Source organism: Streptomyces phaeoluteigriseus (genome assembly GCF_001896135.2).
Lineage (GTDB): Bacteria > Actinomycetota > Actinomycetes > Streptomycetales > Streptomycetaceae > Streptomyces > Streptomyces phaeoluteigriseus.
This window is the reverse complement of sequence record NZ_MPOH02000015.1, coordinates 1,364,354-1,383,929: the sequence shown is the minus strand read 5'-3', so window position 1 is coordinate 1,383,929 and position 19,576 is coordinate 1,364,354. Positions and strand designations below refer to the sequence as shown.

Below are 19,576 nucleotides of genomic sequence, written 5' to 3'. Positions count from 1 at the left end.
AGTCATTCTCCCACCGGTTAATGACGAACACACGGGCACGTTAGTTCGCGTTCCGCACGGTGACTTTGCCGTCGCCGCTGCGCGCGGACACGACGTGCTCGCTGGAGTCGTCGCGGGGCACGGAGACGTCGACCGAGCCGTCCCCGGTGCGGGTCGTCACCTTGTAGGTGGCCCGCGGCAGCTCGATCGTCACGGACCCGTCGTCGCTGGCCGACTCCACCCGGTCCGGTACGGCCTCCAGGTCCAGGCGGATCGAGCCGTCGCGCGTGTGCGCGCTGACCTGGCGCGAGGAGACCTGCGCCCGTACCGAACCGTCGTCGGAGCGCAGGTCCAGCGGCCCGCTGGAGTCGGTGACCCGGACCGAGCCGTCGGCCGTGCGGATGCTCAGGGCGTCCTGGAAGCCCCGCGCGCGGACGCTGCCGTCGTCCTCCTCGACCTTGACGGCGACCCCGCGCGGCACCTCGATGCGGTGCTTGGCCGAGCAGTCGGCGACCACGCCCGAGCAGTGCGTCCGCAGCACCAGCCGGTCGTCCTTCATCGACCAGGTGACCTCCGGTCCGTCGCCCACCAGGACCGAGCCGTCGAACCAGCGGGTGACCCGCACCGCGCCCGCGCGGTACTCGTCCGACGCGACGATCTCCAGCGCCGAGTCGTCGGAGTCCACGGTGAGGGTCGCGCCCTCCAGGGCGAACGACCGGTGGTCGGGATGCTCGTCGTCCCCGGCGGAGGAACAGGCGGTCCCGGTGGCGGCGAGCGCGACGACGGCCCCCGCGGCGAGCACCGTACGGACCTGGACGGTGAAACGGGCCATGATGATCTCCCCCTGGGACGGACCCCGTGGCCCGCGTGGACGTCTCTGTTCTCGACACCCACGACGGTAGGGAGGCACGGGGGGCCGGACGATCCGGCGCACTCCCGGATCCGCGGTGGGGTTAACCCCCGGCCCTCCGGGCGCCGCACCGGTCCACGGATCCGGTTTGCCGGGCACGGCCTCGGGCAATGTAGGCTGTCGACTCGTCCTGGGTGCGTAGCTCAGGGGTAGAGCGCCTGCCTTACAAGCAGGATGTCGGCGGTTCGAAACCGTCCGCGCCCACCAGGAGCAGGAGAGGGTCCCCGGGATTTCCCGGGGACCCTCTCGCGTGTTCAGGGGCGGTGCTGGGCGTCCTCGCCGGGTGGTGGCGCCTCGTGGGCGTGCTTGAGGCGCATACGGGCCTCCACGCGGTCGGTGGCGGCTGTCTCCGCCCAGAAGCGGTGACCGGACACGAACACGGCCAGTTCGTGCTCGCGGCGGCGGAGCTTCTCCACCTCGGCCTGCTCGTCGGCCGTCCAGCCGGGGGAGGCGGGGCGCTCCACCTTGCGCCAGCCGCTGTCGTCACTGAAGCCGTCCAGCGGCTCGACCGACCAGGGCAGCCGCTTCAGCAGGGCCGACAGCTCGGCCCGGACCTGATGCAGCTCCTCCTGACCGGCGCGCAGGTCGCTGGGAAAGTCATAGGTCGTAGCCACGCGGCAATGGTACGCCTGTTCGATTTTGAGTAGCGAGTTTCTGAGGGTGGTTCATTCGTTCGAATGAAAGGAGGGGGAGGGGCGGTGTCAGACCTCTGTCCTACGGTGGTCGCATGGACGTCACTGGTGCGGAGCGCGGCGGGGAGCAGGTGCGGCTGGTGCCCTGGGGCGAGGGCGACCTCTGGCTGCTGGAGCGGAACAACAGCCCCGAGATGACCGACCACCTGGGCGGGCCGGAGACGCCGGAGAAGCTCGCCGACCGGCACCGGCGGTACCTGGAACCGGACTCGGGACGGATGTACCGGGTCGTGCTGGCCGAGGGCGGGGAGACCGTCGGGTCGATCGGCTACTGGGAGCGGCACTGGCAGGGCGAGCCGGTCTGGGAGACGGGGTGGGCGGTGCTGCCCGAGTTCCAGGGCAGAGGGCTGGCCGTGCGGGCGGCCCGCGCGGTCACCGAGGCCGTCCGGAAGGCCGTGCGGGAGACCGGCGGCCACCGGACCCTGCACGCCTTCCCGAGCGTGGATCACCCCGCGTCCAACGGGGTGTGCCGCGGAGCGGGGTTCACCCTGCTCGGCCGGTTCGACTTCGAGTACCCGAAGGGACACTGGATCGCGGCGAACGACTGGTGCGTCGACCTGCGTCAGTAGCCCGCTTCCCGCAACTCCCCTACCAGGCGGGCCGCCACCGGTACCGGCACCCCGTGCAGGTCGGCCGCGCGGAGCAAGGCCCCGCCGATCGCGTCCAGTTCCAGCGGGCGGCCGGCCTCGGCGTCGCGCTGCATCGACGACCTGGTGGCCGGCGGGAAGGCGTCGTAGCGGGCGAGTGCCGCCGCCGGGTCGGCGGGGGCGCCGCAGGCACGGCTCACCGCGGCCGTCTCCGCGACCAGGGCGGTCAGGTCCTCCCGGTGGCGGGTCCTGATCTCGCCCAGGGGCAGCGCGTGCCGGGTCGTGAGGAGGGCGAAGGGGGCGAGGAAGGCCATCTTCGCCCACAGCGCGGCCGTCTCGTCCGGCAGGACGCGGGTGGTCGGGCCGGCCTCCGTCAGCGCCCGCGCGAGGGCGTCGAGGCGGGGGCGGGAGACCTGGTCGCCGGTGAGGTCGACCTCCGCGAACGGGCTCGCGTGCTCGATCACGCCCGGCGCGACCCGTGTCGACTCCACGCGGATGACGGCCGGGGCCACGGCCTCCGGGCCGTACCGGGCGCGCAGGGCCGCCGGGTGCTCGACGCCGTTGAGGAAGGGCACGAGGAGGGCGTCACCGAGAGCGGCGGACGGGACGCGGGTCAGGGCCGCGTCCAGGGCGGTGTGCTTGACGGTGACCAGGACGGCGTCAACGGGGACGCGGAGTTCGGTGTCGGCCGCCACGGAGGCGGTGAAGTCGCCGAACCGCGCGCTGCGGACGCGCAGGCCGTGGGTGCGCAGGTGGCCGGCCGTGTCCTCGCCGGACAGACAGATCACGTGGTGGCCCGCGCGGGACAGGAGGCCGGCGAGAAGACCGCCGATGCCGCCCGGGCCGAGGATCGCCAGAGTGAGTTTGTTCGCCATGGTGTCGCTGTTCCTCTCGTCGGTCGGCCCCGGTCGTGGTGGCCGCCTCGGAGGTGATCATGGCAGGGGGGTGGGGGACGAGGAAAGGGGCGACGGATCGGGGTCCATGGGGTGAGACTGGGGACATGTGCCGGAGTATCAAGACGCTTCGTCCCCCTGCGCTGGCCGAGGAGGCCACCGAGGACGAGATTCGGGCTGCCGCCCTCCAGTACGTGCGGAAGGTCTCCGGGTTCCGGACGCCTGCCGCGCACAACCGGGAGGTGTTCGAGCGAGCGGTGGACGCGGTGGCGCGGGCCACGGCGGATCTGTTGGCCGAGCTGGAGGTACGGGGGGCCGCGCGGTGGCTGCGCCGGGCGGGGGGTGGACGGTGGGATTCGGGTGGCGGCAGTTCAGCCCGTCCGGCGTTTGCGGACGAGGCCCGTTCAGGGCCGATCGGGGGTCCGGGGGCGGAGCCCCCAGGGGGTCACGCGGACCGGTGGCCGGTGATGGTGGCCGCGGAGCCCCCGGAGGGTCTGCGCACGAAGTACGCCGCTCCGGCGCCTGCGGCGAAGAGGGCCAGGAAGGACACCCCCGTCGCCAGCCACGTCGCGCCGAGCCACGTCGCACCGAAGTAGCCGAGGGCGACGCTGTATGCCGCCCAGGAGAGGCCGGCGAGGGCCGACCAGGGCAGGAAGTCGCGGACACGCCGGTGCGCGGCGCCCGCGATGAGAGAGACGACCGACCGGCCGGCGGGCGCGAAACGGGCCAGGACGACGAGCGCGCCGCCACCCTCCGCGAGGGCCCCGCCGAGACGTTCCTGCGCGCTGGTCAGCCGCCGCGAACGGGAGATCGCGCGGTCCAGCCGCGCCCCGCCGCGCCGGGCGAGCCGGTAGGCCGCCAGGTCGCCGAGGACGGAGGCGGTCGCCGCGGAGAGGATGAGGGCGAGGATGTCGGGCACCTCGTGCGGCAGCCGTCCGGTCGCCGCCCCCGATCCCGCCGCCGCTGCCGTCGCCGCCGTGATGACGAGGACGCCGCTGGGGAGCACCGGAAGGAACACGTCCAGGAGGACCGACAGGGCCACCAACGCGTAGATCCATGGGGCGCCGATCAACGCCCCCACACTTTCGAACACCGCGAAATCTCCCCGTCGTCTCCCCCGTGCGACCGAACCGTGCCGCTGTGTCGCGGGGGAGCGGCAGGTGCGGCCAATGACAGCCATACAGCGTACGCCCGGGGTGTGACAGGAGGTTCACGGGGGGCTCGTGTGTTCAACACCGCGTGTTCACACGGGGACGGCCCGTGCGGGCGAGAGGCGCCCTCCCCGCGGCTGCGGGAAGGGCGCCGGGGGTCGCGTGAAGGTCAGGCCGCGACGGGGGACTGCTCGGCGGCCGGCTTCCGCTCCGCCGTCGTGCGCCGGGCGAGCAGCCGGTCCGCGCCGAGCGCGCCGGAGCCGGTGAAGACCAGCAGCAGGAAGGCCCAGGCGAACATCGCGGAGGCCTCGCCGCCGTTCTGGATCGGCCACAGGGCCGTCGGCTGGTGGACGTCGAAGTACGCGTAGGCCATGGAGCCCGAGGCGAGGAAGGCGGCGGCGCGGGTCCCGAGGCCGAGCAGCGTCAGGCTGCCGCAGACGAGCTGGATCACGGCGCGTACCAGCCGGGCCAGGTGCCGGCGTCGATGGTGCCGCCGTCGCTGCCGGCCGCTCCGCCGAGGACGCCGAAGAGCGAGGCGGCGCCGTGGCAGGCGAAGAGCAGTCCGACGACGATGCGGAACAGGCCGATCGCGTAGGGCTGTGCGCTGTCGAGACGAGCGGACATGTGGGGGGACTCCTTCGGTGTCGGTCGTACGGCATGCCCTGGGGTGAGCAGGCCGCGTGGGGGCGGCGGTACCGAATGAGCGACCTACGCTAGGCGCACCTAATCAATGCTTGCAAGTTCAACATTTGGCCATGGCCGGGATTCCGTTCGGGGTTCCGTTTCGGGCGCCGTCGCACGTAGGACGGCTCTGGCCACCGCGTCCGCGTCCGAAAGCGTGACCGAATCCACCCCTGGGCGGGCCCCCGCGGCCGTCACCCAGTGCACGCCCTCCGTGGGCACGCCGAAGGCGAACCGCCTTTCGTGGCAGGCACCTCGACGGTCTATCAGGCGGTAGGGCCGCTGTGTCACGTCCAGCCCTCCCGTCTCGTAACCGTCCACCGTGTGCGGCCGGCACTGCCCCGTCCTCAGCAGGTGGGTGAGGAGCGCGTCGCCGGTGCGCCGCAGGTCCGGTTCCGGAAGCCGGGCTTCTATGAGGGTGCTCACACGGACGTCGGACCCGGGCACCTCCGGGGAGCGCGCGTGCCAGGCCCCGTCCTCCTCCAGCACCTCCAGCCGGGGGCCGAGCACCGTCACCACCCCCGCCTCGACCAGCGCGGCCAGTTCCTCGATGCGGCGGCGGGGCGGCCCGATGGACAGGAAGGCGTTGAGCGGGGTGTACCAGCGGTCGAGGTGGTCCCGGCGGGAGGCGCCCGCCAGTCCGCCGTGGTCGACGACCAGCCGCAGCTCGTTGCGCAGGTCGCGCAGCACGTCCAGGGCGGCCTTCGACGGACCCCGTACGTTGCCCAGCGCGGCCTCGGCGGCGTCCCGGCGCAGATACGCCGACAGCCACTCCCGCCACTGTCCCGGACCCGTGAACTCCCGTCCCGCATACGGCCGGGAGATGCGGGCCCAGTCCCAGCGCTCGGCCTCCGGCACGCCGAACTCGTCGAGCAGGGCGGCCTCCTGGGCGGACCGGTGCGGCACGGCGAGGAAGCGCCCGGTGAACTCCGGACGCCGTACGAGGGGTATGAGGGCCGTGTAGTAGACCGTTTCCACCTCCTTCGCCACCAGCGGCCAGATCTCCGCGAGGAAGTCGGGCGCCTCCCCGGAGTCGGCGCGCTTGCGGAAGGCCGAGATCACCTCGGGGGTGAGGACGAGCGGGGTGTGGCGGCCGTAGGGGCCCTTGGCGTTGTCGCCGCGCGCCTGGTACGGCACGCCGCGCCGCGAGCCGGCGTACAGGCGTGGCTCGCGGCCGGAGGGTATGTACCGCAGACCGCCCGCTGCGGGGAGGAAGCGGCCGCCGCGGCCGCTCGTCAGCAGGGCCATGTGGTCGAAGAAGTTCAGGCCGAGGCCGCGCAGCAGCACCGGCTCGCCGGGGCCGACGGCCGAGAGGTCGACGTCGGCCGGGTTGGCGGGCGGGACATGGCGCAGGCCGTGCCGTTCGGCGTGGGCGGCGTGACGGCGGTGGGCGGCGTCGGCGACCACCGGGAGGTGGCCCTGGGCGAGGACCACGGCGGACAGGCCGGTCAGCACCCGGCCGTCGTCCAGGGTGAGCACCTGGCGGCCGTCGGCCCCGTCGTCGAGCCGACCGCGCGGGCCGCGTGCGCGTGCACCCGCACCGGGTCCGGCGCCGCCCGCACGGTCCGCGCGAACACCCACTCCAGGTAACGGCCGTACTGCGCGCGGGTCGGATACTCGTCCGGGCCCAGTTCGCCGCCCGCCCACTCGTACAGGCTCGGGCCGGGCCGGACGGGCCCGGCGCAGTCCACGCTGTCGTCGGTGAACAGGGTCACCTGTGAGGCCACCGTGTTCATCAGCAGCTCCGGCGACTGCGCCGTACGCCAGACCCGGCCGGGGCCCGGCGGAGCGGGGTCGACGACATGGACCGTCAGCCGTACGCCGGGCGACAGCAGTTCGGGCGCGGAGGCGCAGAGGCGTTCCAGGACGCTGGTGCCGCGCGGTCCGGCACCGACGAGGGCGACGGCGACGGTGCCGGCGGCCGACGCCGGACGGAGGGGCGCCGGTTCCGTGTTCGCTGAGGACAAAGGGGGGACTCCCGGGCGTGTGGGCGCAATGGAGCGGACCGCCCACGGGACGCAGTGGACCCGTGCGGCTCACACGGCTCACTGGAAGCGGACGGTCCGCCTCATCATGCCCTCGCGCCCCGCGGAAGCCAACGCGACCCCCACCGGCCCGGCTGTCCCCCAAATCCTCCTATCGAGAGGTCAATTCCGACTCCTCCACAAGGGTGAGTCCGCCGTCCGCGGTGGCCTGTTCCAGTCGCAGCCGGGCCGAACGCCCGCGCAGGTTCAGCGTCATGAGCTGGTTGCCGAACCACGGGCCGCCCGTCTTGCGCCAGCCCACGGGCGGTCGCGGCGAGCGCCCGTGCCGTCGGAAGCCGCGCCCCAGAGCGCGGGCGAGGGCGCTCCACCCGAAGCGGAAACCCACGCGTATCGACAGCGGGATGGAGTTGTGGACCGGGGAGCAGGTGAGTTGCAGCACCCGCGCGTCGGGTGCGTCGCCGGGCCAGCGCGCCTCGGCCACGTACGCGTGGTGCACGTCCCCCGAGAGCACGAGCACGCTCGCCGGCGCCTGCGGCCCCGTCCCCGCCTCGGCCAGCAGCCGGGTCAGCGCGGCGAAGGAGTCCGGGAACGCCGCCCAGTGCTCCAGGTCCGCCGCCCGCCGCACCTTCTCCCCGATCCGCGCCCAGCGCGGCCCGCGTTCACCCCGGCACAGGGCCGCGTTCCACGCCTCGGCGTCGTGCACCAGGTGCGGCAACAGCCAGGGCAGGGAGGTGCCGACGAGGAGATGGTCGTACGACCCCGGCGCGTCCAGGGCCTGTTCGCGCACCCAGCGTGCCTCCCCGGCGTCGAGCATCGAGCGCTCGTCCTCGGCGAGGACCCGAGCGGCCCGGGTGTCCACCATCAGCAGCCGGACCCGCCCGAAGTCGCGCCGGTAGCTCCAGCGCACGCTCGCCGGCTCGGCGTCGGCCCGGCGGGCGAATTCGCGCACGAGGTCGGTGCCGTCGGGCGTGTCGCGGACGGCCGCGTAGAGCGGGTCGGCGGCCAGGGCGGCGGGGGAGACGTTCCCCAGGTGCTGGTACACCCAGTACGACATCAGGCCGCTCAGCACCCGCTCCTGCCACCAGTCGGTGGCCCGCATGTCGGCCACCCAGGCGGCGGAGGTGTTCCAGTCGTCGATGACATCGTGATCGTCGAAGATCATGCAGCTGGGCACGGTGGACAGCAGCCAGCGGACCTCGGGGTCGAGCCAGGACTCGTAGTACAGCCAGGTGTACTCCTCGTAGTCGGCGACCTCGCTGCCCGGGGGCTCGTCGAGGTCGCGGCGGCCCGCGATGCGCTGCCTGGTCGAGTCCGAGGTCTCGTCGGCGTACACCTGGTCGCCGATCAGCAGCAGGACGTCGGGCCGCTCGCCCTCCGGGTCGGCGGCGATCCGCGCGGCCAGGCTGTCCAGGGCGTCGGGGCCCACCGGGTCCGGCTCGCCCGCCGGGGGCGACGCCCACCTACAGGACCCGAAGGCCACCCGTACGCCGTCGTCGTCGGCCGGGGTGCGGATGGCCGAGGGCGGGAAGGGGGAGTCGTCGGGCGGCCACATGCGTGTGCCGTCGAGGAACACCTCGTACGGCGTGGCCGTGCCCGGCGTGAGCCCGGTGACCGGGATCAGGGCGTAGTGGTGTCCCGCCACCTGGAAGGTGCGGGTCGTGCCGCCTGAGCCGTCCGCGCAGCGCACCTCGGCGGCGCACGGACGGCTCGCCTCGATCCAGACCGTCGCGGACGAACCGTCGGCGTATCTCAGCAAGGGTCCCAGCCGCAGTTCGGCCACGTGATCGCCTCCTCCGTCGTCCCGTACGGTACGGAACGACGGAGGGGGATGGGGAGATTCCTTCCAGCGATTCCGGATCAGCAGCTCGCGAGGTGGTTGGTGAGGGCGCTCTTCTCGGCGGAGTCCACGGAGAGGCCGTAGTAGTACTTCACCTGGACCCAGGCGCGGACGTACGTGCAGCGGTAGGCCGTGCGCGAGGGCATCCAGGTGGCGGGGTCCTGGTCGCCCTTGGCCTGGTTGACGTTGTCGGTGACCGCGATGAGCTGCGGGCGGGTGAGGTCGTTGGCGAAGGACTGGCGGCGGGCGGTGGTCCAGCTGTCGGCGCCGGAGTCCCAGGCCTCGGCGAGCGGCACCAGGTGGTCGATGTCGACGTCGGAGGCGGCGGTCCAGGTCGCGCCCTCGTAGACCGAGTACCAGCTGCCGCTGGTGGCGGCGCAGGCGGAGTCCTGGACGACGTTCGTGCCGTCGCGCTTCAGGACGACCTCGCGGGTGTTGCAGGCGCCGGACTGGGTGATCCAGTGCGGGAACAGGTCGCGGTTGTAGCCGGTGCGGTCCTCGGTCGCCACGGTGAGCGAGGCGAGGTAGGTGCGGGCGGTGGTGGCGCTGACCGGGGTGGGGAGGGCCGCCGAGGCGCTCGGGGAGTTGAAGAGGGCGGCGGAGGCTATCAGTCCGGTGAGCGCCGCGAGTATGCTGACCCGTCGACGCGCGTAGAACTTCGACATGCGAACTCCCTTGAGGGGTGGGGGCGTTGCGGTGCGAGCGAGGGAATGCTCGCGGGGCCGCATTGCGGGGAGGTGTGCGCGCGGTAAGAAGCTAGTGACGTGCACATGACACAACAAGGGGTGTGACGGGACTTTCGGTTCCGGCGACCGCTCCGGTGGCCGGACGGGGTGGGGCGGGGCGGGTTCAGGGTGCTCTCGCGGTTGGCGGCGGGGCGTTCCCTGTGATTGGTGCCAGGGTGCTTCCGTGGTCGGCGCCAAGGCGCTCCGGCGGTCGGCGCCAGGGCGCGTTCCCGCCGTTGGCGCGGTTGGCGCCAAGGCGCTCCCGCGGTCGGTCCCAGGGCGTTCCCGCGGTCGGCGCCGCTCGGGACGGGCTGCCTGTGTCCGCTCCGTGGTCGCCCCGAGGGTCGGTGCCGGGGTCACGTACTATGGACGGCGCAGAAGGGGAGTAGCTCTTCGCCGGACCGTCGACATACTGCTCAGCTCGTCTGAGCCGGCGCCCGGAGGCAGACCCTCACCCGGTCGGCCAGCGAGACCTTCGGCAAGCAGTGCACCTCCGTGCCGTACGGCACGGAGCAGACGTGTGCTGCCGTGCCGAGGTGTCCTGTGCGAAGGAAACAGCACTCTCGGTGGGGCAGCCCGACCGATTGAGGACCCTTGATCAGCCTGACCGTGACGGCGCTCGTCTTCGGCGTCGTCTTCCTCGCCGAACTGCCGGACAAGACCGCCCTCGCCGGCCTCGTCCTCGGCACCCGCTACCGCGCGTCGTACGTCTTCGCCGGCGTCGCCGCCGCCTTCGCGCTGCACGTCACCCTCGCCGTCGCGGCCGGCAGCGTGCTGACCCTGCTGCCGCAGCAGATCGTGCACGCGCTCACCGGCGTGCTGTTCCTGGGCGGCGCGGCCGTGCTGCTGATGAAGAAGGACGAGGACGAGGAGGAGATCCGCAAGCCCGAGAACCAGTCCTTCTGGAAGGTCTCCGGGGCGGGTTTCATGCTCATCCTCGTCGCCGAGTTCGGCGACCTGACCCAGATCATGACGGCCAACCTCGCCGCCCGTTACGACGACCCGCTCTCCGTCGGTCTCGGCGCGGTGCTGGCCCTGTGGTCGGTGGCCGCACTGGGCATCGTCGGCGGGAAAGCCCTGATGAAGCGGGTGCCGCTGAAGCTGATCACCCAGATCGCGGCGGTGCTGATGCTGGGCCTCGGCGTGTGGAGCCTGTGGGAGGCGATCGCCGGCTGAGCCGCGCGCGAGCTGAACGGCAGGTGAACCCTGCCGGGGGCGGGTGGCGTGAGGGCCCGACAGTTTTGTACCGTAGAGAAACAAAGTGGCTCCCGTCCGTTTTCCCTGACCGGCGGGCGGGGCCGCCTTGTTTCCCGCGTGCCTGCGCACGCGCCCGTCCGCGCTGGGAGTCGCCGATGCCGGCCGCCGAGTCCACCACCGTCCTGACCGCCCGTGCCCTCCTCCTCGACATGGACGGCACCCTCGTGAACTCCGACGCCGTCGTGGAACGCGTCTGGCGGCGCTGGGCCGACCGGCACGGCTTGGACGGCGACGAGGTCATGAAGGTCGTCCACGGCCGCCAGGGGTACGCCTCGATGGCCGTCCTGCTGCCGCATCGCCCCATGGAGCAGAACCTCGCCGACAACGCGCGGATGCTCGCCGAGGAGACCGCCGACATGGACGGCGTCGTCCCGGTGCCCGGCGCCTCCGCGTTCCTCGCCTCCCTCCGCGACGTCCCGCACGCCCTGGTCACCTCGGCGGACGTCCCCCTCTCGACGGCCCGCATGGCCGCGGCGGGCCTTCCCCTCCCGGAGATCCGCGTCACCGCGGAATCGGTCGGCGCGAGCAAACCGGACCCCGAGGGCTTCCTCAAGGGCGCGGCCGAGCTGGGCGTGTCCCCGGCGGAGTGCGTCGTCTTCGAGGACTCGGGGGCGGGAATCGCGGCGGGGCGCGCCGCGGGGATGCGGGTGGTGGGGATCGGGCCGCGGGCGGTGGCGCACCGGCCGGACGTGGTGGTGCGGGATCTGACGGTGGTGCGGGTGGAGGTCGTGGGGAACGGGGTCCGGATCCACGTGGGGGAGTAGACGCCCGACGCCGACGCCGACGCCGGCGCCCGAGGGCGGGTCGCGTTGCCCGGCACTTACGGGATGCCGCCTGTGCCCGTCCGCGCCGCCCGTGCCCGTCCGCGTCACCCGTGCCCGTCTGCGCCGCCTGTGCCCGTCTGCGCCCGTCCGCGTCACCCGTGCCCGCCTGCGCCGCCCGTCCCGTCTACGCCGCCCGTGCCCGCCTGCCCGCCCGCGGTACGCGCCGCCCCCAGGCGGGCACGCCTGCCCGCAGGCTGGTACGGAGGCGCAGCGCGCCCCGCCGCTACGGCTCCTTCGTCTCCGACTCCAGGCTCGTCCGGGTGGCCAACCCGTACTCGCCGAGTTCGTCCCCCTTGATGCCCCGCGACCACTGGTAGTTGCGGAGGGCTTCCTCGACCCGGTTGCCGAACACCCCGTTCGCCTCGTCGTTGAAGAGGTACACCTGCCGCAGCCGCAGCTGGAGTTCGGTCACCTCGGGCCCGCGGTCCCCGCGGCGCAGGACGGTCACCTCGCCGCTGCCGCCCTCCGCCCCGTTCCCCGGCGTGAGGGACTCGGTGGCCTGGGTGGTGGGCGCGCTCGGGCTCGGCTCGGTCGTGCGGGAGGGAGACGGGGAGGCGCTGGACTCCGTGGCGGACGGTGACGCGCTCGCGCTCTCGGAGGGCGACGGCGAGGCGCTAGACGCCGACGGGGACGCCGAACGGCTCGCCGACGGCGATGCCGCGGGCGCGCTGGTCGAGGTGTCCGGAACGGCCGCGCGGACCTCCTCCGGGGCGGCCTGGTCGCGGGTCGGCGTCTCGTAGGAGAACAGCCCGCTGGCGAACCCGGCCGCGGCGATCACGGCGACGGCGGCACCGGCCGAGGCGATCAGCAGCGTACGGCGCCGACGGCCGCCCGGGGCCTCTTCGTCGTCGTACCGCCCGCTCCCGGAGTCCTCGCCCGCCTCGAACAGGCTCAGGTCCGTGTCGCTGGGCGTCGAGCCGGAGGATGCGAGCGGCGTCGGCACCGGGGCTGTACCGGACGGGTCGACGGCGCGCAGGACCATGGTCGCGTCGGCCGCCGCGTCACCGGGAGGAACCGGCCGAACCGCGGGCAACGGCGTCGTCGCGTCATCGGCGGGAGCCTCCCCGCCGTCCCCGGCCCCTTCCCCCAGTTCCACGTACGGCCGTATCCGCAGCGGGTCGAAGCCCTCCGCCGCTGCCACCTCCGCCTCGCGGGTGTCGCGCAGGGCGTCGGAGGCGCGCTGCGCGCACGCGCACGTCGGGGCGTTGTCCGCCGCCCGGAGCGCACCGCACTGCGGACACGGATGCCCATGCCGCTCAGGGCGCGCCGGTTCACCCGGTCGCCCCTGTCGGTCCGTCGGATCGTTCACCCGTTCGTCCCTCCCCATCCAAACTCCAAGGATTATGCAGATCCTCCACACGACCGGCTGCCCGCGACCCCCGGAACGGGGGGTTCCGGCAGGACTCGACAGGCCATAACGGGACACACCGATCACGATGGGAGATGTCCACGCGAGCCTCAGGAGGCATCCATGGCCTTGGACGCGCAGGCCCGGACGGGGGATCCCCGTCCGGAGCAGGTGCCCGGGAACGTCCTCGTGTCGATCGGCGCACTGCTGCTCGGCATGCTGCTCGCCGCCCTCGACCAGACGATCGTGTCGACGGCGCTGCCCACGATCGTCAGCGAACTGGGCGGCATGGAACACCTCTCCTGGGTGGTCACGGCGTACCTGCTGGCGTCGACCGCCGCCACCCCGCTGTGGGGCAAACTGGGCGACCAGTACGGGCGCAAGAGGCTGTTCCAGATCGCGATCGTGATCTTCCTGATCGGCTCGGCGCTGTGCGGGATGGCGCAGAACATGCCGCAGCTCATCGGATTCCGCGCGCTCCAGGGGCTGGGCGGCGGCGGGTTGATGGTGCTGTCGATGGCGATCGTCGGCGACATCGTCCCGCCGCGTGAACGTGGCCGCTACCAGGGCCTGTTCGGCGCGGTCTTCGGGACGACGAGTGTCCTCGGGCCGCTCCTGGGCGGCCTGTTCACCGAGCATCTGAGCTGGCGCTGGGTCTTCTACGTCAACCTCCCGCTCGGTGTCGTCGCGCTCGCCGTCATCGCCACCGTCCTGCGCATCCCGCGCAAGTCGGCGAAGCACGTCATCGACTACCTGGGCACCCTCCTCATCGCCTCCGTCGCCACCTGCCTGGTGCTGGTGGCCTCGCTGGGCGGCACCACCTGGGGCTGGGGCTCGCCGCAGATCGTCGGACTCGCCGTGCTGGGCGTCGTCCTGGCCTTCGTCTTCGTGGCCGTGGAGCGCAGGGCCGCCGAACCCGTGCTGCCGCTCAAGCTGTTCCGCATCCGCACCTTCACGCTGTCCGCCGTGATCAGCTTCATCGTGGGCTTCGCGATGTTCGGCGCGATGACCTATCTGCCGACCTTCCTCCAGGTCGTGCAGGGCGTCTCGCCGACCCTGTCCGGCGTGCACATGCTGCCGATGGTGGCCGGTCTGCTGCTGGCGTCGACGGCGTCCGGACAGATCGTCAGCCGCACCGGCCGCTGGAAGGTGTTCCCGGTCACCGGCACCGCCGTGACGGCCGTCGGCCTGCTTCTGCTGCACCAGCTCGACGAGCACAGCTCCACCGCCGAGATGAGCGCGTTCTTCTTCGTCTTCGGCCTGGGACTCGGCCTGGTGATGCAGGTCCTGGTCCTCATCGTGCAGAACGCCGTCTCCTACGAGGATCTCGGCGTCGCCACCTCCGGCGCGACCTTCTTCCGCTCCATCGGGGCCTCGTTCGGCGTCGCCATCTTCGGCACGGTCTTCACGAACCGCCTCGGCGACAAGCTCGCGGACGCCTTCCGGGGCGTGGACCTCCCGCCGGCGGTCTCCCTCGACGCGCTGGAGGCCGACCCGCGCGTCATCGCAGACCTGCCCGCCGCGCTGCGCCCGCAGGTCCTGCACGCCTACGCCTCGTCCATCACGGACGTCTTCCTGTACGCCGCGCCGGTCGCCGTCCTCGGTTTCCTTCTCGCCTGGTTCCTGAAGGAGGACCCGCTGCGCGGCTCGGTCACCGCGCCGGACGTGACGGAGACGCTGGCCAGCAACCCGGTCGAGCGCTCGTCGTACGACGAGGTGTGCCGGGCGCTGTCCGTCCTCGGTACCCGGGAGGGCCGCCGCGAGATCTACCGGACGATCACCGACCGGGCCGGCTACGACCTGCTGCCCGCCGCCAGCTGGATGCTGCTGCGGATGAAGCGCCACGGCAGCGTCGAGCCGGGCAGGCTCGCCGAGCGCGTCCCCGTCCCGCTGCCGGTGATCCTGGCCGCCGCCCGGCAGGTCGAGGAACGCCGGCTGGCCGTGCGCGAGGGCCTCGACCTGGTGCCGACCGACGAGGGCCGCGAGGTCGCCGACCACCTCTCGCGGGCCGCGAGGAGTCGCTCGCCGAACTGCTCGGCGACTGGTGGGGCCCGGACCGCCCCACCGACCTGACACAACTGGTGCGGGAACTGAACGCCGAACTGTGCGGCTCCGACCGCGAGCAGCCGCACGGCGAACGCCCGGCGGCCCGGTTCAGCTGAGGCGCGAGCCGCCGGGCTCTTCGCCGGTCACGTCCCCGGTCACCCCCGTCCACGTCCGCCCGCTCACGTCCACGCCGGTCAGGTCCTTGGCGAACCAGTGCTCGGCGTACGGGTCGTCGTTGTGCGGGGCGCCCTCCCGGTATCCGAGGCGGGCGTACAGCGCGCGGGCCTCGACGAGGTCGCCGCGGGTGTCGAGGACCATCCGTTTGGCGCCCAGCGCGCGGGCGGCCTCCTCGGCGGCCCCGACGAGCAGCGGCCCGCCTCCCCTGCCGCGCGCCCCCGGCCGCAGGAACACCCGCGTCAGCTCGGCCGTCGACGCGTCCAGCAGCCGTACCCCCGCACTTCCGGCCGGCTCCCCGTCGTACCGCGCGACGAGCAACCGGCCGGTCGGGGGCGCCAGTTCGGTCCCCGGGTGGGCGGCGATCTCCCGCTCCAGCTCGGCGGGATCGGTCCGCCGCCCCTCGTGCAGCAGGTACCAGCGGTCGCTGACCTCGGTGTAGTACTCCCGCCACAGCGCGGCGGCGACGGGGGAGTCCACGGGTTCCGGGGCGACGATCCAGGTCATGCCGGCCATTCTCGCGGGGGCCCACGGGGCGCGCGACCACATATGCGTGGGCAGGGTACGACGTCCGCGGCCGTTTGTCCGGCGCTGTGCGGGCAACCCGCACAGTGAACCGGCCCGCGGGGCCGAAACACCGGAAGGCAACCATGTCCACAGGCGTGATCATCGCTCTCATCGTGATCGTGGCGGTCGTCGTCGCCGTCGCGGCCGTGCTGGCCGCACGGGCCCGAGGGTCGTCACAGGGAGGACGTGGCCTGAAGCGCCGCTTCGGGCCCGAGTACGACCGGGCCGTGGCCCGGCACGACGGGGACGTCAAGGCGGCCGAGCGGGAACTCGGCGGCCTCGTGGAACGGCACGGCGGGCTGAAGGAGCGGCCCCTGGAGCCCGCGGAGCGCGAGCGGTTCGAGGCCCGCTGGGCCGCGGCGCAGGAGCGCTTCGTCGACTCCCCGCGCGAGGCGGTCGCCGAGGCGGACCGGATCCTCGCCGACGCCGCGGCGCCCGCGGCTACCCGGACGGCGGGCAGTACGACGAGCAGGTCGCCGCGCTCGCCGTGCACCACGCCGACCACGTGCAGGGCTACCGGCACGTGCACCACGTCACCCGCTTCCACCAGGACGGTGGCGCACGGGGCGGCGAGGCCCCCGGCACCGAGGACCTGCGGGCCGCCATGGTCGAGGCCCGCGCCCTCTTCGACGACCTGGTCGGCGAGGGCCGCCACCGGGCGCCGACGACCCGGCCTCCGGAGGACCGTCAGGCCACGCGCCACGAGGGACGCTCCGGCTTCCACCTGCCGGGCTTCCACCGCCACCAGACCAAGCAGGGGTGAACAGGCATGTCTGACGTGACCTCCGGCGGCGACTACCGCCGCGCGACACAGGACCAGGAAACGGCACAGGAGCAGGCACGACCCCGAGTCGTACCGCTGGGAGAGACCCAGGGACAGGGACAGGGACAGGGACAGGGCCTGAGCCAGGGGGAGGGGCGGAGCGTGGGCACGTCGTCGCCGCGGAACCCGGCGGCCGACCCCGACGGGCCGAGCGTCGACCCCGTCACCGGCGGCCGGGACACGCGTCCCACCACACCTGGTGGCCTCCCGGCCGGAGCCGTCGAGGACAGCGGCGGGATCGGCGCCCAGCGGGGCACCGGCGCGGCCCATGGGACCGACGACGCCCGCTCGGCCGAAAGGCCCTCGCTGCTCCCGCACGACGAGTCCGACAAGCTCTCCTCGCGGATGCAGCACGCGGTGGCCGGCTTCGTGGACCGGCCCCGCGACGCCGTCGAGGAGGCCGACCAGGTCCTGGAGGACCTCGCCGCCCGCCTCACCGAAGCCGTGAACAGCCGCCGTCGTACGCTGCGCGGTTCCTGGCAGCTCGCCGACGACAAGAAGGGCGACGCCGCGACGACCGCCGACACCGAGCAGCTCCGGCTGGCCCTGCGGGACTACCGCGAGCTGACCGACCGGCTCCTGCACATCTAGGTCAGGCCCTGGGGCCTGTCGTTCGGATCAGGTCGCAGGAAATCGACGGCGCTGTTCAGTGCCGGTGAGCGGGGTCTGGTGCGTGCGGCTGCAAGGCGGAGGAGGGCGTCGACGCGGAGCGTCGGCAACCGACGACAACGCGGCAGATGCGCGTGCCGGACCCCGCGTCTGCGACGTGATCCAAACGACAGGCCTCAGCCGTCCCCGGCCGCCGCCCGGCGCTCCCGCCACTGGCGTACGACCTCTTCGACGTCGTACGGCCTCATGCCCAGCGGGGGGCCGGGCGGCGGCCTGAACATCATGTCGCGGAGCTTGACGTTGACGTCCGTGACGATCTTCCGGGCGATGCGCTCCGAGGGCGCCGCGTACGCCGCGGCGAGAGCGTCCTCCGCCTCCTTGCGCAGGGCCAGCGCGGGGGGCAGCACCGAGAGCCCCTCGCGCGCCATCTTGCGCCTGATCCACCACATTTCGTCGTACGGACCCTCGATCTCCGGGTCCAACGGCCTTCCCAGCCCTGGGAGTTGATCGAACTCGCCACGTCGCTCCGCATCCTGGATCTGCTTGTCGATCCAGGACTCGAACGGGACACCCGGTGGCTTTCGCTCGGTCATGGGTCCATTGTGCCGGACGCGGCGGGGCCGGGCGATTTAGTATGCGGCGGCTGTGCACGCACAGTCCGGACGCTGTCGGACAGACATCTCTTGAGGAGCGCACGTGCTCGAACTCACCATGGCAACCGTCTCCGGGACGGAAGAGGGTGCCACGGCCGGCATGCTCATGGCCGACTCGCCCAGCGAGCCGGGCGCCGTGCTGCGGGTGGGCCGGGACAAGTCCGTGTGCCGCCTCGCCACGCCCGAGGAGTGGCTGTTCGTCTCCCGGGTGCACCTCGAGTTTCTCTGCGGTCCCGAAGGCGTCTGGCAGGTCAGCTGGCTGCGCGGCTCCCAGCCGGACCCGTCCTCGGAGGTCCGGCTGGTGGTCGGCGAGTACGCCCAGACCATCGCCTACGGCGGGACCGTGCGGCTCCCGCGCGGCGGCAACGGCGAGATCGTCGTCACGGACCGCACCGGCCCGCGCAGCGTCAACGTGGGCTTCTACCACGAGGCGTGAGACCTGGCGAGGGCCGGCCCGGGCGTCGGGGTTACGCCAGCACGCGCGCCAGAGCGAAGCCGTCGTAGCCCTTGGAGCCCACCGTCTGGATCGCCGTACCGCTCAACCTCGGGTGCGCGCCCATGAGTTCGATGGCGTCGCGGGTGCCCTGCACGTCGCCCGCGCCGCTGTCCGCGTCGACCACCCGGCCGCCCCGTACGACGTTGTCGACGACGATCAGGCTGCCGGCGCTGGTGAGCCGCAGCGCCCACTCCAGATAGCGGGCGTTGTTGACCTTGTCGGCGTCGATGAAGACCAGGTCGAACGGTGGCGGGTTCTCGTCCGCCAGCAGGGGCAGCGAGTCCAGGGCCGCGCCCACCCGCACCTCGACCTGTTTGTCGAGGCCCGCGCGCGCGATGTTGCGGGTGGCGACCTCGGCGTGCTTCGGGCTGTACTCCAGCGACACGAGCCTGCCGTCGGCCGGGAGGGCGCGGCCCAGCCAGATGGTGCTGTACCCGCCGAGTGTGCCGATCTCCAGAATGGTCCGGGCACCCTGGATCTCCGCGAGGAGCTGGAGCAGCTTGCCCTGGTTCGCCGTGACGTTGGCCTGGGGCAGTTCGGCCGCCTCGCTGTCGCGCAGCGCGGCCGCGGTCACCTCGTCGTCCGGGGCGAGGTGGGCGGTGAAGTAGGCGTCGACGGTGTCCCAGATCTGCGACTCGCTCATGCGCTCTGCCTCTCAGTTGCCGACATGACTCGTTAGGAACGCTAACTAGTCTGTCAACGCCGTACGCCGTGCCCGAGTTCCCCCTCGCCCGGAACTCACAGGGTCCGCACCGGCCCGATTCAGCCGTTCGGCCCAGGCGGGGTGGGAGCCCGGCCCCGTGCGGCCCGAGCGTGACCCTCACGTCACCAGCGGCGCCGGGCCGCCCCCGACGGTCGGCAGCCGGACCGGGACCCGGCCACCGTGAGCAGCCGGTCCGCACCGCCGCCGGGCGCAGTCTCGGCTCCGCCTCCCCAGGCCCGCCCTCCGACACAGGGACCACCCGCCGGTACGCCATGTCCCTCGCCGTCCGGCGCAGCCCGTGGTCCGCCGAGATCGCCGCCGGCTCCGGGAAGCGCTGGGTGAGCACCGTCAGGAACGGCGTTCTCCGCCGCCGGCCCGCCCAGCGGGCCCTCGTCCGTGCCCACGGGCATCGCCCGAACACCTCCGTCCGTCGTGACCGGCGTGTCGGTCACACCCGTGGATCACCGTCCGGGTCCACGACGAACGGGCCCGAAGGATCACCGTCCGGGTCCACGACGAACGGGCCCGAGGTGCCGGTTGCGTGGAGCCGGTCGTGGGCGCAGGTCGTGGGCGCCGGTCGGGGTCGGGCCGTGACCGACCCCGCACCCCCGCGGGAACGACACCTCCCCAGGAGCA

General features: G+C 73.0%; 15 protein-coding genes, 1 tRNA gene and 5 pseudogenes. 9 read left to right on the top strand and 12 right to left on the bottom strand.

The features are described 5' to 3' along the window. Positions 1 to 40 precede the first annotated feature (40 nt). On the bottom strand, positions 41 to 811 hold the full coding sequence (locus tag BM536_RS24220) for a DUF4097 family beta strand repeat-containing protein (RefSeq protein WP_073496055.1): 771 nt from the start codon (positions 809 to 811) through the stop codon (positions 41 to 43). Between the two features lie 210 nt (positions 812 to 1,021). On the opposite strand from BM536_RS24220, the gene BM536_RS24215 reads away from it, so the two are divergent. After that, a tRNA-Val gene (locus tag BM536_RS24215) sits at positions 1,022 to 1,096 on the top strand. 47 nt (positions 1,097 to 1,143) lie between these two features. Here BM536_RS24215 and BM536_RS24210 read toward each other — a convergent pair. Next, positions 1,144 to 1,503, bottom strand: coding sequence for a hypothetical protein (locus BM536_RS24210; RefSeq protein ID WP_073496054.1), 360 nt, complete (start codon positions 1,501 to 1,503; stop codon positions 1,144 to 1,146). A gap of 113 nt (positions 1,504 to 1,616) precedes the next feature. On the opposite strand from BM536_RS24210, the gene BM536_RS24205 reads away from it, so the two are divergent. Next, positions 1,617 to 2,150, top strand: a complete 534-nt coding sequence (locus tag BM536_RS24205; RefSeq protein WP_073496052.1) for a GNAT family N-acetyltransferase — start codon at positions 1,617 to 1,619, stop codon at positions 2,148 to 2,150. Here BM536_RS24205 and BM536_RS24200 read toward each other — a convergent pair. Continuing rightward, a complete protein-coding gene (locus BM536_RS24200) occupies positions 2,144 to 3,043 on the bottom strand; it encodes a ketopantoate reductase family protein (RefSeq protein WP_073496051.1) in 900 nt (299 codons plus the stop codon). The genes BM536_RS24205 and BM536_RS24200 overlap by 7 nt on opposite strands. 125 nt (positions 3,044 to 3,168) lie before the next feature. On the opposite strand from BM536_RS24200, the pseudogene BM536_RS24195 reads away from it, so the two are divergent. Continuing rightward, positions 3,169 to 3,384: pseudogene (locus BM536_RS24195) on the top strand (DUF2277 domain-containing protein); the annotation flags it as partial. Between the two features lie 122 nt (positions 3,385 to 3,506). Here BM536_RS24195 and BM536_RS24190 read toward each other — a convergent pair. From BM536_RS24190 to BM536_RS24170, 5 genes and pseudogenes are all read right to left on the bottom strand, one after another. Beyond that, positions 3,507 to 4,154, bottom strand: a complete 648-nt coding sequence (locus BM536_RS24190; RefSeq protein ID WP_170109946.1) for a DedA family protein — start codon at positions 4,152 to 4,154, stop codon at positions 3,507 to 3,509. Between the two features lie 227 nt (positions 4,155 to 4,381). Continuing rightward, a pseudogene (locus BM536_RS24185) lies at positions 4,382 to 4,836 on the bottom strand (DoxX family protein). Positions 4,837 to 4,935: 99 nt separating this feature from the next. Beyond that, positions 4,936 to 6,860 (bottom strand): annotated as a pseudogene (locus tag BM536_RS24180) (FAD/NAD(P)-binding protein). 169 nt (positions 6,861 to 7,029) lie between these two features. Beyond that, positions 7,030 to 8,658 carry an alkaline phosphatase D family protein gene (locus tag BM536_RS24175; protein WP_073496047.1) on the bottom strand — a complete coding sequence of 543 codons (1,629 nt, stop codon included), beginning with the start codon at positions 8,656 to 8,658 and terminating at the stop codon, positions 7,030 to 7,032. A 77-nt stretch (positions 8,659 to 8,735) separates the two neighbouring features. Beyond that, the gene (locus BM536_RS24170; protein WP_073496046.1) at positions 8,736 to 9,380 is read right to left on the bottom strand and encodes an HNH endonuclease family protein; all 645 of its coding nucleotides are present in this window, start codon (positions 9,378 to 9,380) and stop codon (positions 8,736 to 8,738) included. 654 nt (positions 9,381 to 10,034) lie between these two features. On the opposite strand from BM536_RS24170, the gene BM536_RS24165 reads away from it, so the two are divergent. After that, positions 10,035 to 10,616, top strand: a complete 582-nt coding sequence (locus BM536_RS24165) for a TMEM165/GDT1 family protein (RefSeq protein WP_073496044.1) — start codon at positions 10,035 to 10,037, stop codon at positions 10,614 to 10,616. 176 nt (positions 10,617 to 10,792) lie between these two features. After that, the gene (locus BM536_RS24160) at positions 10,793 to 11,461 is read left to right on the top strand and encodes an HAD-IA family hydrolase (protein ID WP_094103456.1); all 669 of its coding nucleotides are present in this window, start codon (positions 10,793 to 10,795) and stop codon (positions 11,459 to 11,461) included. A 283-nt stretch (positions 11,462 to 11,744) separates the two neighbouring features. Here the strand turns inward: BM536_RS24160 and BM536_RS24155 are convergent, their stop codons facing one another. Beyond that, positions 11,745 to 12,830 (bottom strand): peptidoglycan-binding domain-containing protein, encoded by a 1,086-nt coding sequence (locus tag BM536_RS24155; RefSeq protein ID WP_245873726.1) that lies wholly within the window; start codon positions 12,828 to 12,830, stop codon positions 11,745 to 11,747. 162 nt (positions 12,831 to 12,992) lie between these two features. Between BM536_RS24155 and BM536_RS24150 the strand changes: the two are divergent. Then, positions 12,993 to 15,031: pseudogene (locus tag BM536_RS24150) on the top strand (DHA2 family efflux MFS transporter permease subunit). On the opposite strand, the gene BM536_RS24145 reads toward BM536_RS24150, so the two are convergent. Further along, positions 15,024 to 15,596, bottom strand: coding sequence for a GNAT family N-acetyltransferase (locus BM536_RS24145; protein ID WP_094103454.1), 573 nt, complete (start codon positions 15,594 to 15,596; stop codon positions 15,024 to 15,026). The pseudogene BM536_RS24150 and the gene BM536_RS24145 overlap by 8 nt on opposite strands. 143 nt (positions 15,597 to 15,739) lie before the next feature. On the opposite strand from BM536_RS24145, the pseudogene BM536_RS24140 reads away from it, so the two are divergent. Next, a pseudogene (locus BM536_RS24140) lies at positions 15,740 to 16,419 on the top strand (hypothetical protein). Positions 16,420 to 16,425: 6 nt separating this feature from the next. Beyond that, the gene (locus tag BM536_RS24135) at positions 16,426 to 17,070 is read left to right on the top strand and encodes a hypothetical protein (RefSeq protein WP_073496042.1); all 645 of its coding nucleotides are present in this window, start codon (positions 16,426 to 16,428) and stop codon (positions 17,068 to 17,070) included. Between the two features lie 194 nt (positions 17,071 to 17,264). Here the strand turns inward: BM536_RS24135 and BM536_RS24130 are convergent, their stop codons facing one another. Next, a complete protein-coding gene (locus BM536_RS24130; RefSeq protein WP_094103453.1) occupies positions 17,265 to 17,681 on the bottom strand; it encodes a DnaJ family domain-containing protein in 417 nt (138 codons plus the stop codon). 103 nt (positions 17,682 to 17,784) lie between these two features. Between BM536_RS24130 and BM536_RS24125 the strand changes: the two genes are divergently transcribed. Then, positions 17,785 to 18,177, top strand: coding sequence for a hypothetical protein (locus BM536_RS24125; RefSeq protein WP_073497583.1), 393 nt, complete (start codon positions 17,785 to 17,787; stop codon positions 18,175 to 18,177). Between the two features lie 31 nt (positions 18,178 to 18,208). On the opposite strand, the gene BM536_RS24120 is transcribed toward BM536_RS24125, so the two are convergent. Continuing rightward, entirely contained in the window at positions 18,209 to 18,880 is a 672-nt protein-coding gene (locus BM536_RS24120) for an O-methyltransferase (RefSeq protein ID WP_073497581.1), read from the bottom strand. Positions 18,881 to 19,576: the final 696 nt, after the last annotated feature.